Source organism: Pseudomonas sp. 1176_21 (assembly GCF_052850635.1).
The window spans coordinates 124,090-138,610 of the sequence record NZ_VXCV01000010.1; the positions used below are offsets into that span (position 1 = coordinate 124,090).

Consider the following 14,521-nt stretch of genomic DNA (forward strand, 5'->3'; position numbering starts at 1 on the left):
GCCGGCGAAGAGGCCCTCAAGCCTGCTCCGGCCCGATCAACCGATACCCCACCCCCGGCTCGGTCACGATGAACCGCGGCGCCGTCGGGTCGTCCCCCAGTTTCTGCCGCACATGCGCCACCACGATGCGCAGGTAGTGGCTGTCCTCCACATGGGTGGGGCCCCAGATATCCTTGAGCAACTGCTGCTGGGTGATCACCCGCCCCGGGTGACGCGCCAGTTGCGCCAGCAACGCATACTCCTTGCGGGTCAGCGCCACCTCCTCGCCCGCCAGCGTCACGCGCCGGTAGGCAAGGTCCACGGTCAACGGGCCGAAGCGCGGTGCCGACTCTTCGGCCACCGCCTGGGGCACCTGGCGCAGCAATGCGCGCACCCGCGCCAGAAACTCCTGGATGCCGAACGGCTTGGTCACGTAGTCATTGGCCCCGCCGTCCAGCGCCTCGACCTTCTGCACTTCGCTGGCCCGCACCGACAAGACCAGCACCGGCACCTGGCTCCATTCGCGCAGTTCGCGCAACACCTGCTGCCCGTCCATGTCGGGCAACCCCAGGTCGAGCACCACCAGCTCCGGCCGACCCAGCGCCGCCTGGCTCAGGCCCTCGGCACCGGTGCCCGCCTCCAGCACCTTGTAGCCCTGCGAGCCAAGGCTGATGCGCAGGAACTTGCGGATCTGCGGTTCGTCGTCGATGACCAGCACGGTCGCGGTCTGGCTCATGGGGTCTCGCTGTCCAGTTCAGGTTGGGCCGGAAGCGGCAAGCATAGTGTGATGCAGGTGCCACGGCCATCGATGCCGTCCTCTACACGGATCTGCCCGCCATGGGCGCCGATCATGCCCTGGCAGATCGCCAGCCCCAGCCCCGTGCCCTGCCCGCCCCGGTCCCCGCGCGCAGCGGTGTAGAACATGTCGAAGATGCGCGCCCGGTCCTGCGGCGCAATCCCCGGGCCCTCGTCGGCTACGGCCAGGCACAGCTGCTCGCCTTCCACACTCACCCGCAGTTCGAGGCGCCCGTGGGCCGGCGAGAAGCGTGCCGCGTTCTCCAGCACATTGATCAGGGCCTGCTCGATCAGTGCGGCATGCACGAACAGCAGCGGCAGCTCTGCCGGCACCTCGGTGCGCAACTGCAACGGGGCCAGCACCACGCGCAGGCGGCTCAGGGCGCTGCCGACGATGTCGGTCGGCGCCACCCAGTCCCGCGCGAGCTTGAGCCCGCCATGCCCCAGGCGGGTCATGTCGAGCAGGTTCTGGATGTAACGGTCCAGGCGCTCGGCCTCGTCGCGGGTGCCTTCGAGCAGCTCGCGACGGTCGTGCTGACTGATTGCCTCACCCAGTGCCAGCAGGCTGTCGATGCTGCCGCGCATGGCAGTCAACGGGGTGCGCAGGTCGTGGGACACCGAGGCCAGCAAGGCACTGCGCAACTGTTCGGTTTCGCCGTGCAGGCGCGCCGCCTCCAGCTGATCGGCCAGCCGCGCCCGGGCCAGGGCCTGGGCCAATGGCTGGCTGAGGGCCTTGAGCAGGCGCCGGCGCTGGGCCGTCAGCACCTGGCCCTCGCGCGGGCGTACCCCCAGCAGGGCCAGCGGGCCTTCCTCCACCGACAGCGGCCACCACCACCAGCGCCCGTTGGGCAAGGTGTCGCTGCCAAGGCCGGCGGCCTGGTCATGCTGCCAGGCCCAGTCGGCGGCCGCCCGCTCGGTGTCGTTGAACTGCAGGGCACCGCCGCTGGCCACCTGCAGGCGACCTTCGGCATCGCGTTCGAGCAGGCACATCTGCACGTCCGTCCAGCCCTCCAGGTGGTGGCTGGCGGCATTGAACACCGCCTGGCGGTCGGTGGCCGCGGTCAGCCGGCGGGTCAGGTCCAGCAATTGGCCGGTCTGCTCCTGGGTTTCGCGCAGCGCCTGCAACTGACGCCGCTGGCGCGCCGCCAGGTTGCCGGTCAGGGCGGCCATCAGCAGAAAGAACACCAGGGTCAGCACGTCCTCCTCGCGCTGGATGCTCAGCGAGAAATTCGGCGGTATGAACAGAAAGTCGTAGGCCAGAAACGACAGCGCGGCGCACACCAGCGCCGGGCCCAAGCTGCTGCGCACCGCCACCAGCAGCACTGCTGCCAGAAACACCAGCGAGATGTTGGGCAGCGCCAGCACCCCGGCCACGCCCCAGGCCAGTGCACTGGCCAGCACGGTGGCAAGCAGCGCCAGCAGGTAGTGGCGCCAGGCCCAGGCTCGCGCCACCGGCGCGCTGACCGGTTCTGGCTGTGCGTCGCGGTCGAGCACGTTGATTTCCAGCCCGTGGGCCTCGCGCAACAGGCGCGCCGCCACACCGGCACCGAACCAGCGCCGACGCAGCCGATCACGCGACTGGCCCACCAGCACCAGGCTCGCACGCCGCTCCAGCGCATGCTGGATCAAGGTGTTGGCCACCTCGCCGGCGCGCAGCACCACCACTTCGCCGCCCAGCCGCTCGGCCAGCTGCTGGGCGGCCTGCAGGCGCTGGCGTGCGGTTTCGTCGCGCAGGCGGCCGTTGTCCACGTGCACCAGGCTCCAGGGCAGGTGGCGGCGCTGTGCCACGCGGCTGGCATGACGTACCAGGCGCTCGGCCTGGGCATCGCCATCCACCCCCACCAGCAGGCGCCCACGCAGCGCCGGCGCATCCTGGCCCAGGCTGCGGTAGCCGTGGGCGAGGTCGGCATCGACCTGGGCGGCGGCGGTCTGCATCGCCAGCTCGCGCAGGGCCGTCAGGTTGGTCTGGGTGAAGAACGCATCGATCGCCGCCCGCGCCTGCTCCGGCACGTACACCTTGCCGTCGCGCAGGCGTTCGAGCAGCTCGCGCGGCGGCAGGTCGATCAGCACCAGTTCGAAGGCTTCCTGCAGCACCCAGTCGGGCAGCGTTTCGCGCACCTGCACGCCGGTGATGCCGCGCACATGGTCATTGAGGCTTTCCAGGTGCTGCACGTTGACCGTGGTGTACACGTCGATACCGGCCGACAGCAGCTCCTGCACGTCCTGCCAACGCTTGGCGTGGCGGCTGCCGGGTGCGTTGCTGTGGGCCAGCTCGTCCACCAGCGCCAGTTGCGGGGCGGCCTTGAGCAGGCCGTCCAGGTCCATTTCCTCCAACTGCACGCCACGGTACTCGGAGCGCACCAGCGGCTGTTGCGGCAAACCGCCCAGCAGCGCCTCGGTTTCGCTGCGCCCATGGGTTTCGACGATGCCCGCCAGCACCCTCACCCCCTGGCGCAACTGCGCATGGGCGGCCTGCAGCATGGCGTAGGTCTTGCCTACGCCGGGCGCTGCGCCCAGGAACACCTTGAGCCGGCCGCGCCCCTCGCGCGGCAACTCGGCCAACAACGCATCGGCGCGTTCAGAATCACTCATGGTCGACACACGTCCTTATTTCGAAGCAGGTGCGAGCTGGTCGAGGGCCGCATTCAGGGCCAGGATATTGACCACCGGCGGCCCCACCAGTGGGTGCAGGGTGGACTGCTCCACCAGGGCTTGCAAGGTGGGCAGCGGCAATTGCCGCGCCGCTGCCACCCGCGCCAGCTGATAGGCCACGGCTGCTGGCGGCAGGTGCGGGTCCAGGCCGCTGCCGGAGGTGGTCAGCAGCGCCAGCGGCACCGGGCCTTGTGCCGGCACATACAGCGCCTGGGCCTGCTCGCCCACGCGTTTGGCCAACGCCGGGTTGCTCGGCGCCAGGTTGCTGGCACCGCTGGACACCGTGGCATAGTCGGCCGCCGAGGGCCGCGGCTGAAACCAGCCCGCGCCACTGAACGGCTGGGCCAGCAGGCGCGAGCCGCGCACCTGGCCACTGTCGTCGCGCAGCAGGCTGCCGTTGGCCTGCTCGGGGAACGCCACCTGGGCGACCCCGGTGACCACCAGCGGGTACACCGCGCCGGTGATCAGGGTCATCAGCACAATCAGGCTCAGGGCCGGGCGTACTAGCGTCGTCATGTTCATCTCCCAGTTCACACAAGGTGCAGCGCATTGAGCGCCAGATCGATCAGCTTGATCCCCACGAACGGCACCAGCAGCCCGCCCAGACCGTAGATCAGCAGGTTGCGCCGCAGCAGGTGGGCAGCGCTGGCGGCCTGCACCCGTACCCCGCGCAGCGCCAGCGGGATCAGCACCACGATGATCAGCGCGTTGAACACGATCGCCGAGACGATGGCGCTCTGCGGGCTGGCCAGTTGCATCAGGTTGAGCACGCCCAGCTGCGGGTAGATCGCAGCGAACAGCGCCGGCAGGATGGCGAAGTACTTGGCCACGTCGTTGGCAATGGAAAAGGTGGTGAGCGCGCCACGGGTCACCAGCAGCTCCTTGCCCACCTGTACCACATCCAGCAACTTGGTCGGGTCGCTGTCCAGGTCGACCATGTTGGCCGCCTCGCGGGCCGCCTGGGTGCCGTCATTCATGGCCATGCCGACATCCGCCTGGGCCAGCGCCGGGGCGTCGTTGGCGCCGTCGCCGCACATGGCTACCAGGCGCCCGTCGTTCTGTTCCTGGCGAATGCGTGCCAGCTTCTTCTCCGGCGTGGCCTCGGCCAGCACGTCGTCGACCCCGGCCTCGGCGGCAATCGCCGCCGCGGTCAGCGGGTTGTCGCCGGTCACCATCACGGTGCGAATGCCCAGTTTGCGCAGCTCGGCGAAGCGCTCGCGAATGCCGGGCTTGACCACGTCCTTGAGGTGGATAACGCCCAGCAGGCGTTTGTCCACGCACACCAGCAACGGTGTACCGCCGCTCTGGGCAATGCGGTCGACTTCACGGGCCAGGGCGGCCGGCAGGTCCAGGCGCTGCATGCCGACGAACGCCAGTACCGAATCCACCGCGCCCTTGCGGTAGCGCTGGGCGCCGAAGTCGACGCCCGACAGGCGGGTTTCGGCGCTGAAGGCCACCGGCACCAGGTGTGCAGCGTCGGGTGGGGTGAAGTCATGCAACTGGCGCAGGTAGTCGACGATCGACTTGCCTTCGGCGGTGTCGTCGGCCAGCGAGGCCAGCAAGGCGCCCTCGCCCAGCTCGCGGGCAGTGATGCCGGGGGCGGCGTGCACCGCACTGCAACGGCGGTTGCCGAAGGTGATGGTGCCGGTCTTGTCCAGCAGCAGCACGTGCACATCGCCGGCCGCTTCCACTGCACGCCCCGAACGGGCAATCACGTTGAGCCGCACCAGGCGGTCCATGCCGGCGATGCCGATGGCCGACAGCAGGCCGCCGATGGTGGTGGGGATCAGGGTCACCAGCAAGGCCACCAGAAACACCATCGGGATGCTGCCGCCGGCAAAGTGCGCGAAGGGCTGCAGCGTGACCACTACCACCAGGAAGATCAGCGTCAGGCCGATCAGCAGGATGTCCAGGGCCACCTCGTTGGGCGTCTTCTGGCGTTTGGCGCCCTCGACCAGGGCGATCATGCGGTCCAGGGTCGACTCGCCCGGGTTGCTGGTGATCTGCACCAGCAGCCAGTCGGACACCAGCCGGGTGTTGCCGGTGACCGCAGAGCGGTCGCCGCCAGACTCGCGGATCACCGGTGCGGACTCGCCGGTGATCGCCGCCTCGTTGACCGCGGCGATCCCTTCGATCACCTCGCCGTCACCGGGGATCATCTCCCCGGCATCCACACGCACCACATCGCCTTTGCGCAGGTCACTGGCCGGCACCACCTCGAACTCGCCCGAGGCCATGCGCCGCCGCGCGTTCAGGCCCTGGCTGCCGGCCTTGAGGCTGTCGGCGCGGGCCTTGCCACGGCCTTCGGCCAGGGCCTCGGCGAAGTTGGCGAACAGCACGGTGAACCACAGCCACACGGCGATCTGCACCGATACGCCGGTGGGTACGTCGCTGGGCAGCAGGCACAGCAGGGTGGTGAAGATAGCGGTCAGTTCCACCACCAGCATCACCGGGGCGCGCTTGAGCTGGCGCGGGTCGAGCTTGACGAATGCCTGCACCAGGGCCGGACGCCAGAGCGCGGCGAAGGTGGTGCGGGCAGTGGCGGACGGGGCCGCCTTCACTTCGGAAACAGGCAGGTTCATGGTCGGCTCCTCACAAGCCCAGGCTCAGGTATTCAGCAACCGGGCCCAGGGCCAGGGCCGGCAGGAAGGTCAGGCCACCGATCAGCAGGATGGTCACCAGCAACAGCGTGACGAACAGCGGGCCATGGGTCGGGAAGCTGTTCTGGCCCACCGGCGCGCTCTTCTTCAGCGCCAGGCTGCCGGCCAGGGCCAGCACCGGCAGGATGTAGCCGAAGCGCCCGATCAACATACCCAGGCCGATCATCAGGTTGTGGAAGGTGGTGTTGGCGCCCAGCCCGGCAAACGCCGAGCCGTTATTGGCACTGGCCGAGGTGTAGGCGTACAGCAACTGGCTGAAGCCGTGCGGGCCCGGGTTGCTGACCGCGGCGGCAGGCCCCGGCAGGCTGGTGGCCAGCGCGCCGAGCACCAACACGCCCACCGGCATCACCAGCAGCGTGGCGACCAGTAGTTGCACCTCGCGGGCCTGCAGCTTCTTGCCCAGGTATTCAGGGGTACGACCGATCATCAGCCCGGCCAGGAACACCGCGATCAGCACGTTGAGCAGCATGCCGTAGAGCCCGGCGCCGACGCCGCCGAAAATCACCTCGCCGACCATCATGTTGACCAGCGCGACCATGCCGCTGAGCGGGTTGAGGCTGTCGTGCATGTTGTTCACCGAGCCGTTGGAGGCCGCGGTGGTGGTCACGCTCCAGAGCACGCTGGCGGTGGTGCCGAAGCGGCTCTCCTTGCCTTCCAGGGGGGCGGTCTGTTCCACCAGCGGGCTGTTCAGGGTGGGGTTGGGCTGGTACTCCGACCACAGCGCGGTGGCGCCGCCGATCACGAACAGCGCAAGCATGCAGGCGATGATCGCGCGGCTCTGGCGCAGGTCCTTGACGTAGTGGCCGAAGGTGAACACCAGGGCCACCGGAATCAGGATGATCGAGGCCACCTCGAACAGGTTGCTCCAGGCGCTGGGGTTCTCGAACGGGTGCGCCGAGTTCACCCCGAAAAAGCCGCCGCCGTTGGTGCCCAGCTGCTTGATCGCGATCTGGCTGGCAGCCGGGCCCAGCGGGATCACCTGGTCGGCGCCCTGCAGGGTCAGTGCATGCACATAATCGGTGAAGGTCTGCGGCACGCCCTGCCATACCAGCAGCAGCGCCAGCAGCAGGCACAGCGGCAGCAGCCCGTAGAGGGTGGCGCGGGTCATGTCGACCCAGAAGTTGCCCAGGGTGCTGGCCGAGCGTCGGGCAATGCCACGACACAACGCGACCAGCACGGCAAGGCCGGTGGCGGCGCTGACGAAGTTCTGCACGGTGAGGCCGAGCATCTGGCTCAGGTAGCTGAGCGAGGCTTCGCCGCTGTAGGACTGCCAGTTGGTGTTGGTCATGAAGCTGACGGCGGTGTTGAACGCCAGCGACCACTCCTGGCCGGGCAGGTGCTGCGGGTTCAGCGGCAGGTGCCCTTGCAGCAGCAATACGGCAAACAGCAGCCCGAAGCCTGCAAGGTTGAAGGCAAGCAGCGCCAGGGCGTACGTCTTCCAGCTCTGCTCGGTGGCAGGGTCGACCCCGGCCAGCCGGTAGCAGCCTCGCTCCACCGGCCCCAGCAGCGGGCTCAGCCAGGTGCGCTGGCCTTCCATCACCTTGTAGTAGAAGCGGCCCAGCCAGGGCGCCGGCAGCAGCACCAGGGCGAAAAAGGCCAGCAGCAATGCGTAATCGTAACTGTGCATGGCTGCTCCTAACCGCGATCGGCGCGCAGCAGCGCGGCCATCAGGTACACAAACAACGCCACTGCCAGCAGCAGTGACACCCCGTCCAGAATGCTCATGAAGAATCTCCGTCCCGCGGCACGGTGCCGCTGACGGTGATTGTCGGGAGGGGGGGCGTAAAGGGGCGAGAGGGCTAGCGAGGGTTGGGTATAAAGAATGCGTAAAGAGAGCGAATCGGCATGGCTGGGACGCCCCGTTGGCCGGCAGGGCCGGCGCCTGGCAAGGGCGGCCCGGCCAGCCAGGCCGGTGCGATCAGGCCCGCGGCGGGTGCTGCGGCTCGCTGCGGGTCCAGTCCAGCAGCAGGCTGTAGGCCACCGCCAGCAGCGTGGGGCCGATGAACAGGCCGATGAAGCCGAACGCCAGCAACCCGCCAAACACCCCCAGCAGCACGATCACCAGCGGCAGGTTGCCGCCCCGGCTGATCAGGTAGGGCTTGAGCACGTTGTCCACGCCACTGATGATGAACGTGCCCCAGATCCCCAGGAACACCGCCATGCCGTACTGGCCCTGCCACGCCAGCCATGCGGTGGCCGGCACCCAGGCCAGCGGCGGCCCCATTGGGATCAGGCTGAGCAGGAAGGTCACCAGGCCCAGCACCAGCGCGCCCGGCACCCCGGCGATCAGGAAGCCGATCAGCGCCAGCAGGGCTTGCGCCGCTGCGGTGCCGATCACGCCGTTGACCACCCGTTGCACGGTGCCAGCCACCAGGTCCAGGTAGTATTCGGCGCGCTCGCCGATCAGGCGGTTCAGCAGGCGCAGCACGAAGGCCGACAGCCGCGGCCCGTCACGGTAGAAGAAGAACACGAACACCAGGCTCAGGGTCAGTTCGAGAATCCCGCCGCCGATCTGCGCACTGCGGGCCAGCAACCAGTTGCCCACCTGCCCCAGGTGTGGCTTGATCGCCGCCAGCATGGCCGCGCCCTGCTGGTCGAGGGTGTCCCAGAAGCCGACCAGGCGCTCCCCCACGAAGGGTATGCCGCCCAGCCAGGCCGGCGCATCGGGCAGGCCGTCGACCTGCACGTCGCGCACGAACGCGGTGGCATCACGAATATGGTCGGCCAGGTTGAAGCCCAGCCACACCAGCGGCAATGCCACCAGCAGCATCCACACGCCCGTCAGTACGCTCGCCGCGAGGGTTTCGCGCCCGCCGAGCACGCGCGTGAGCAGGCGCATCAGCGGCCAGCTGGCATAGGCCAGGATCGCCCCCCACAGCAGCGCGGAAATGAACGGGGCCATGACCCACAGACCGGCCCCCAGCAGGCCGATAAGGATGATCTGTACCAGCAGGCGATCGTTGTTGAGCATAGCGGCCCCGGTCAGCGGATCAGTTCGACATGCAGCCCGGCAGCCGGCTGCGTACCCACTTCAAGCCGTGCTGCGCGCACCCCGGCCTTGACCAGTTGCTCGCGCCAGGCCTCGGCCTGGGCGCCGGTCAGGGTCACACGCAAGGTACTGTTCAGGTTGAGGCTGCGCGACAGCAGGTTGACCCAGGCCGGCTGCGGTTCGCCCTTGAGGTCGGCATAGTCGAGCTTGCCGGTGCTCAGCAGTTCGCGCTGCACGGTGGCCGGCGTGGGCAACACCTCGCCCAGCGGTGCGTTGGCCACGAACTCCTCGACATGCAGGTACGCGCGCCGATTGCCCTTGGTGATGCTGTACAGCGCAACCAGGGTGTCGCTGGAGGCGCCGGAGCGGCGCAACAGAATGAACGCCTGCTGATTGTCGGCACCGGTCAGGTTGAATCGCCCGGCCAGCTGCGCCGACCACAGGCTGCTTTCACCGCAGTCCTGCCCCTGGCACCAGAACAGCGGATAGCCACCTGCGGTCTGCAAGGCTTCGCGGGCGGCGGTAAAGGCTTCGTTGGCACTGCGCTCGGCCGGCAGCTGGTAGGTGGCATAGCTGACCTTGCCGCGGCCCTCGACCTTGCCCTCCATGCGTATCACATTGCTGATCTTGCGCAGCGAACCGAGGGGGTACACCCGCTCCTGTTCCTGCTCCAGTTCCTGCGCACTGGTCTGGCCCACTACCTTGGCATCCACCGGAATCGGCAGTTGATCGGCCATCAGTGGCGTGCTGGCAAGCACGGCCAGGCCGGCAAGGCCTGTTCGAATCAGACGCGAAATACTCATTGGCGGGCCATGGCGCTAAGGGCCTCGATGGCGAAAAAAGGTGCAACGGTGTCGCGCTTGGTCATGGTTGTCTCCCTGTTCAACCCGCCAAGCCTCGACAGTTGCCCGCCGCAAGTCAAGAAATGGCAAAGAAGCGATTGAAACAGTCTGCAACAAGGCTGGCGCCCGACTCGTCGTTCAGGTGCAGGTGATGCCCGCCCGGCAGCTGTTCCAGCTTGAAGGGTAGCTGCTCGAGCAGGGTGGTGTTGCGCGCCAGCATGCCGTCGGCGGCCACCACCAGTTGGGTCGGACAGGCGATGCGGCGCACGAAGGTCAGCGCCTGTTCTTCGCTCATGCGCAGCGGCGACGGCAGGGTCAGGCGGCTGTCGCTGCGCCAAGTGTAGCCACCCGGCACCGGCATCAGGCCGCGCTGGGCCAGCAGCTCGGCGGCCTCGCGGGTGACCGCGACCATGCCCTGCATGCGCGCCTGCACCGCCAGCTCCAGGGTCGGGTAGACGGTCTTGCCCTTGCCGCCCTGGCGCAACTGCGCCTGCAAGGCCATGCCCATGCGCTCGGCCGTGTCCTGGGGGCCGGCGCCGGGCGGAATCACCCCGTCGATCAGCGCCAGGCGGGTGACCCGCTCGGGCAAGGCACCGGCCAGGATCACCGAGATGATCGCCCCCAGCGAGTGCCCGAGCAGGGCAAACCGTTGCCAGCCCAGTTGCTCGGCTACCCGCAGCACGTCGTGGGCGTAGTCCCACAGCGCGTAGCCGGCGCCCACCGGCCGATGGTCTGAATAGCCATGCCCGGCCAGGTCCAGTGCCACGATGCGCAGCCCATGCAGCCGGGGCGCCAGGCGCGCGAAGGTGTTGGCGTTGTCGAGCCAGCCATGCAGGGCGATTACCGGGATGCCCTGCTGCGGGCCGAACAGGTGCGCTGCCAGTTCGATGTGCCCCAGGTTCAGGCGCACTTCCTCCACGCCACTCATTGCACCGCCTCCTGCCAGCGATCGAACAGGCCCTTGATCAGGCTCGCGGTGTCATGCGGGCGCTCCAGCGGAAACATGTGCCCGCCCGGCAGGCTGTGGAACTCGCCCCTGGGCATGCTGCGCACGGCATACGCGTGGTGGCGGCGTACCACGCGGCTCTGGCTGCCACGCACCATCGCCAGCGGCAGCGTCAGCTGGCGGGCCGGGCCGGGGCTTACGTGGGGCAGGCTGCGATAGATGCTGATCTCGGTGGCCGGGTCGAAGCGCAGGCGCAACTGCTCGCCCTCGTCCTGCAGGCCATGTTCCAGATAAGCCTCGAAGCAGTCGGGGTCGAACTGTCGAAACAGCGCCTTGCCGGTGAAGTAGGCCCGGGCGCTCTCGCGGTCGGCGAACGCCTCGCGGCGTCCCAGGGTGCGGCCGGCCGGGGTGATGCGGTCAATGAAGCCAAAGCGCTTGGCCAGCTGGATCAGCCACTCGTCGGCTCGGGTCAGCACCGGCGAATCGAGCATCACCACCCCACGGTAGTACTGCGGGCAGCGCATCGCCGCGTGCAGGTGCAGCACCCCGCCCAGCGAGTGCCCTACCCCCCACACCGGCTCGGGCTGCTGCTCCAGGTGATGGATCAGTTCATCGACCAGGTTCTGCCAGTTGTCGTTGACCGGAAAGCGCGGGTCGTGCGCGTGCTGCGGCAGGTGGGTGACGTGATAATCGGGGGCCAGCGCAGCGAACAGCTTGCCGTAGGTGGCCGAGGGGAAGCCGTTGGCATGGGCGAAGAAGATCTGCTGCGTCATGGTCGCCTGTCCGCGAAGGGGAATCGGGCCATTTTCCCCGCCGCAGCAACACCCGGCAACATCCGTACAGGCCAGGGAGCACGACGATCAGGTCAATTCGCGTCGAAGCTGGCAATCGAACGGCGCAGGCAGGCCTGCAGGTACAGCAACTGGTACTCGAGCGCATCACGTGCCTTGCGCTTGTGCTCGCGGCTCAGTTCGGCCCGGCGCAGTGCCAGGCAGGTGGCCTGCAACTGATGCCCCATCAGGCGGCCCGTCTCGCGCAATTGCCTGAGCTCGCGCAGCCCCTCCAGGCGTCGCATCAACTCGTCGAGCTTGGCCTCGGCACTGTCCTTGAGCACGTTGTACTCGGCAAAATCCAGCGCCTGGGCACGCTCGACCTGGCGCACGATGTCGTAGAAGTAGGCCGAGCCTGCCATTTCCGGATCCGGTGTGTTCATCGCCAAACTCCTGTTCGCGCCCCCGATGGGTCCTGGGGGCACGCTAGCAAGGCAGCGCATGGGCAACAACTGGTAGAAATATCAGGTCGCCGGTGGGTTGTCGCCCAGCGCGATGACGGCGATGGTCAGGCGCGAGATGCAGTTGAGCTTGCCGTCTTCGGTGCTCAGGCGGATGTCCCACACATGGGTGCTGCGGCCAATGTGCACGGGCCGGGCAGTGGCCGTGACGCGCCCGCTGCGCACACCGCGCAGGTGGTTGGCGTTGATCTCCAGGCCCACGCAATAGAAGCGCGTGGTGTCGATACACAGGTAGCTGGCCATGGAGCCGACGCTCTCGGCCAGCACCACCGAGGCGCCGCCGTGCAGCAGGCCGAACGGCTGGTGGGTGCGCTGGTCGACGACCATGCTGGCGCTCAGGGAGTCGTCGGTGAAGCCTTCGAAGCGAATATCCAGCACTTCGCCGATGGTGCCTTTCTGGCGGGCGTTGAGCTGGTCGATATCGGGTTGGGTTTTCCAGAGGCTCATGCAGCATTCCTTGTCGTGGTTGGCGATCAGGTGGGAGTGAGACTGCGCAGTGTCATCAGCCCGGCCAGGGGGTGGTCGCCGTCGAGTTCGGCCAGGCTGGCGGTGCCCATGGGTGCGGGGTCCTTGCGGTGGCCATGTTCGAGCAGGCACACCAGCGTGCCCACCAGCGGTTGATGGCTGACCAGCAGCACCTGCTCCACCCCCAGCCTGTCCAGCTCGGCGATGACCTGCTGCGGGTCGCTTTCGGGGGTGAGCCAGGGCACGGTCTGCACCGGCTTGTCCAAACCCAGCGCCTCGTGGACCAGCGCAGCGGTCTGCTGCGCGCGTACATAGGGGCTGGCCAGGATCACCTGCGGCGCGCAGCCGAGCAACTGGGCGGCACTGCGCAGCACCTGCTCGCGACCGTGGGCGGTCAGCCGGCGTTCGGCGTCGCTGTTGGCGCGGGGCTCGGCTTCACCGTGGCGCAGTACCCACAGCCTCACAGCTTGGGCTCTTCGTCACGCGCCGGGTGTGGCGCAGGCGGCACGCTGTGGGCGGCTTCGCCTTCCGGCGCGCGCGGGGTGGGCCAGTCGGCGAACGGCCAGGGCTTCTGGTCGGTGTGGAAACTGCCGAAGCGACCGATCTGGGCCAGAAACTGGCTCAGGCTGTCGCCGAAGTTCATCAGGCTGGCACTGGGTGCGCCGTAGATCAGCCGGTACACCAGTTGCACCACCACCAGGCCACCCAGCAGCAGCTCGGCCAGTTGCCATACCAGTAGGAACACCAGCATCCACAGCACACGCAAGATGATCGATTCGCGCTGCGCCTGTTTTGGGGACTCGTTCATGCCCTGCTCCTGTAATTCAGTTGAAACCGCTGGTGGAAATGAAGTCGACGTCGGTTTTCGGCTCGCCGCGCATCAGCAGCTCGATCACCTGGCTCAGGGTCCGGCCTTCGAACAGGATGGCATGCAGGCCGGCTACCAGCGGCATGTACACCTGCACTTGCTCGGCCTTGGCCTTGAGCACCTTGAGGGTGTTGACCCCTTCGGCCACCTCGCCCAGGCGGTTTACCGCCTCGTCCAGGCTCAGCCCCTGGCCCAGGGCATGGCCGACCTGGTAGTTGCGGCTCTTGGGCGAAGAGCAGGTGACGATCAGGTCGCCGACACCGGCCAGGCCCAGGAACGTCATCGGGTTGGCGCCCTGGCTGACCGCGAAGCGGGTCATCTCGGCCAGCGCGCGGGTGATCAGCATGCTCTTGGTGTTCTCGCCCATGCCCAGCGCCACCGCCATGCCGGCGATGATGGCATAGACGTTCTTCAGGGCGCCGCCCAGCTCGACGCCAAAGCGGTCGTTGCTGGCATAGACACGGAAGGTACGCCCGTGCAGCACGGCCTGGACCCGCTGGCACAGCTGCTCGTCCTCGCTGGCGACCACGGTGGCGGTCAGCGCGTGCTCGGCGACCTCGCGGGCCAGGTTGGGCCCGGAGAGCACGCCGATGCGCGCCTGTGGGGCGATCTCTTCGAGAATCTGGCTCATCAGCTTGAAGGTGTGCGCCTCGATGCCCTTGGTCAGGCTCACCAGCAGCTTGTTGCTCAGCAGCTCGGCATGGGGCGCCAGCACGCTGCGCAGGGCGCTGGACGGCAAGGCGACGAAGATCAGCTCGCAGGCCTGCAGGGTGGCCAGCAGGTCGTTGACCGGCTCGACGCCCGGGTGGATCTTCACGCCCTTGAGGTAGCGCGGGTTTTCGCGGTTGTTGCGCATGGCCTCGGCTTGCTCGGGGTCGCGCATCCACTGCCGTACCTCGACACCATTCTCGGCCAGCAGGTTCGCCACGGCGGTACCAAAGCTCCCGCCTCCAAGAACTGCAACAGGCTGCTGTTCAGTCATATCCAATCCGTTAAAACCAATAAAGTGGCGACCCCCGCATTATACGGAGGGT

General features: G+C 67.9%; 15 protein-coding genes. All 15 read right to left on the minus strand.

Annotation, left to right across the window (positions count from 1 at the left end; all coding sequences use genetic code 11):
• Positions 1–16 precede the first annotated feature (16 nt).
• Positions 17–715, minus strand: a complete 699-nt coding sequence (locus tag FW760_RS21100; RefSeq protein WP_043863103.1) for a response regulator — start codon at positions 713–715, stop codon at positions 17–19.
• Positions 712–3,366, minus strand: coding sequence for a sensor histidine kinase (locus FW760_RS21105; RefSeq protein ID WP_043863104.1), 2,655 nt, complete (start codon positions 3,364–3,366; stop codon positions 712–714). The genes FW760_RS21100 and FW760_RS21105 overlap by 4 nt, the downstream gene beginning before the upstream one ends.
• Positions 3,367–3,381: 15 nt before the next feature.
• The gene (gene kdpC, locus FW760_RS21110; protein WP_054915735.1) at positions 3,382–3,942 is read right to left on the minus strand and encodes a potassium-transporting ATPase subunit KdpC; all 561 of its coding nucleotides are present in this window, start codon (positions 3,940–3,942) and stop codon (positions 3,382–3,384) included.
• 14 nt (positions 3,943–3,956) lie between these two features.
• Positions 3,957–6,008: a potassium-transporting ATPase subunit KdpB gene (kdpB, locus tag FW760_RS21115; protein WP_043863105.1), complete on the minus strand. Its 2,052-nt coding sequence runs from the start codon at positions 6,006–6,008 to the stop codon at positions 3,957–3,959.
• 10 nt (positions 6,009–6,018) lie between these two features.
• Positions 6,019–7,713: a potassium-transporting ATPase subunit KdpA gene (kdpA, locus tag FW760_RS21120; protein WP_054915683.1), complete on the minus strand. Its 1,695-nt coding sequence runs from the start codon at positions 7,711–7,713 to the stop codon at positions 6,019–6,021.
• A gap of 8 nt (positions 7,714–7,721) precedes the next feature.
• Positions 7,722–7,811 carry a K(+)-transporting ATPase subunit F gene (gene kdpF / locus FW760_RS21125; RefSeq protein ID WP_043863107.1) on the minus strand — a complete coding sequence of 30 codons (90 nt, stop codon included), beginning with the start codon at positions 7,809–7,811 and terminating at the stop codon, positions 7,722–7,724.
• Between the two features lie 193 nt (positions 7,812–8,004).
• Positions 8,005–9,057, minus strand: coding sequence for an AI-2E family transporter (locus FW760_RS21130; RefSeq protein WP_043863108.1), 1,053 nt, complete (start codon positions 9,055–9,057; stop codon positions 8,005–8,007).
• A gap of 11 nt (positions 9,058–9,068) precedes the next feature.
• Positions 9,069–9,878 carry a DUF4892 domain-containing protein gene (locus FW760_RS21135; RefSeq protein WP_116053364.1) on the minus strand — a complete coding sequence of 270 codons (810 nt, stop codon included), beginning with the start codon at positions 9,876–9,878 and terminating at the stop codon, positions 9,069–9,071.
• Positions 9,879–9,993: 115 nt separating this feature from the next.
• Positions 9,994–10,845 (minus strand): alpha/beta hydrolase, encoded by an 852-nt coding sequence (locus tag FW760_RS21140; protein ID WP_058541868.1) that lies wholly within the window; start codon positions 10,843–10,845, stop codon positions 9,994–9,996.
• Complete coding sequence (locus FW760_RS21145) at positions 10,842–11,636, minus strand: alpha/beta fold hydrolase (protein ID WP_054915681.1); 795 nt, start codon at positions 11,634–11,636, stop codon at positions 10,842–10,844. The genes FW760_RS21140 and FW760_RS21145 overlap by 4 nt, the downstream gene beginning before the upstream one ends.
• A gap of 92 nt (positions 11,637–11,728) precedes the next feature.
• Positions 11,729–12,076 carry a hypothetical protein gene (locus FW760_RS21150; RefSeq protein ID WP_043863112.1) on the minus strand — a complete coding sequence of 116 codons (348 nt, stop codon included), beginning with the start codon at positions 12,074–12,076 and terminating at the stop codon, positions 11,729–11,731.
• Positions 12,077–12,157: 81 nt separating this feature from the next.
• Positions 12,158–12,601, minus strand: a complete 444-nt coding sequence (locus FW760_RS21155; RefSeq protein WP_043863113.1) for a hotdog fold thioesterase — start codon at positions 12,599–12,601, stop codon at positions 12,158–12,160.
• 26 nt (positions 12,602–12,627) lie between these two features.
• Positions 12,628–13,083 (minus strand): phosphohistidine phosphatase SixA, encoded by a 456-nt coding sequence (sixA, locus tag FW760_RS21160; RefSeq protein WP_078480469.1) that lies wholly within the window; start codon positions 13,081–13,083, stop codon positions 12,628–12,630.
• Positions 13,080–13,427, minus strand: coding sequence for a DUF4389 domain-containing protein (locus FW760_RS21165; protein ID WP_043863115.1), 348 nt, complete (start codon positions 13,425–13,427; stop codon positions 13,080–13,082). The genes sixA and FW760_RS21165 overlap by 4 nt, the downstream gene beginning before the upstream one ends.
• 16 nt (positions 13,428–13,443) lie before the next feature.
• Complete coding sequence (locus FW760_RS21170) at positions 13,444–14,469, minus strand: NAD(P)H-dependent glycerol-3-phosphate dehydrogenase (RefSeq protein WP_043863116.1); 1,026 nt, start codon at positions 14,467–14,469, stop codon at positions 13,444–13,446.
• Between the last annotated feature and the right edge of the window lie 52 nt (positions 14,470–14,521).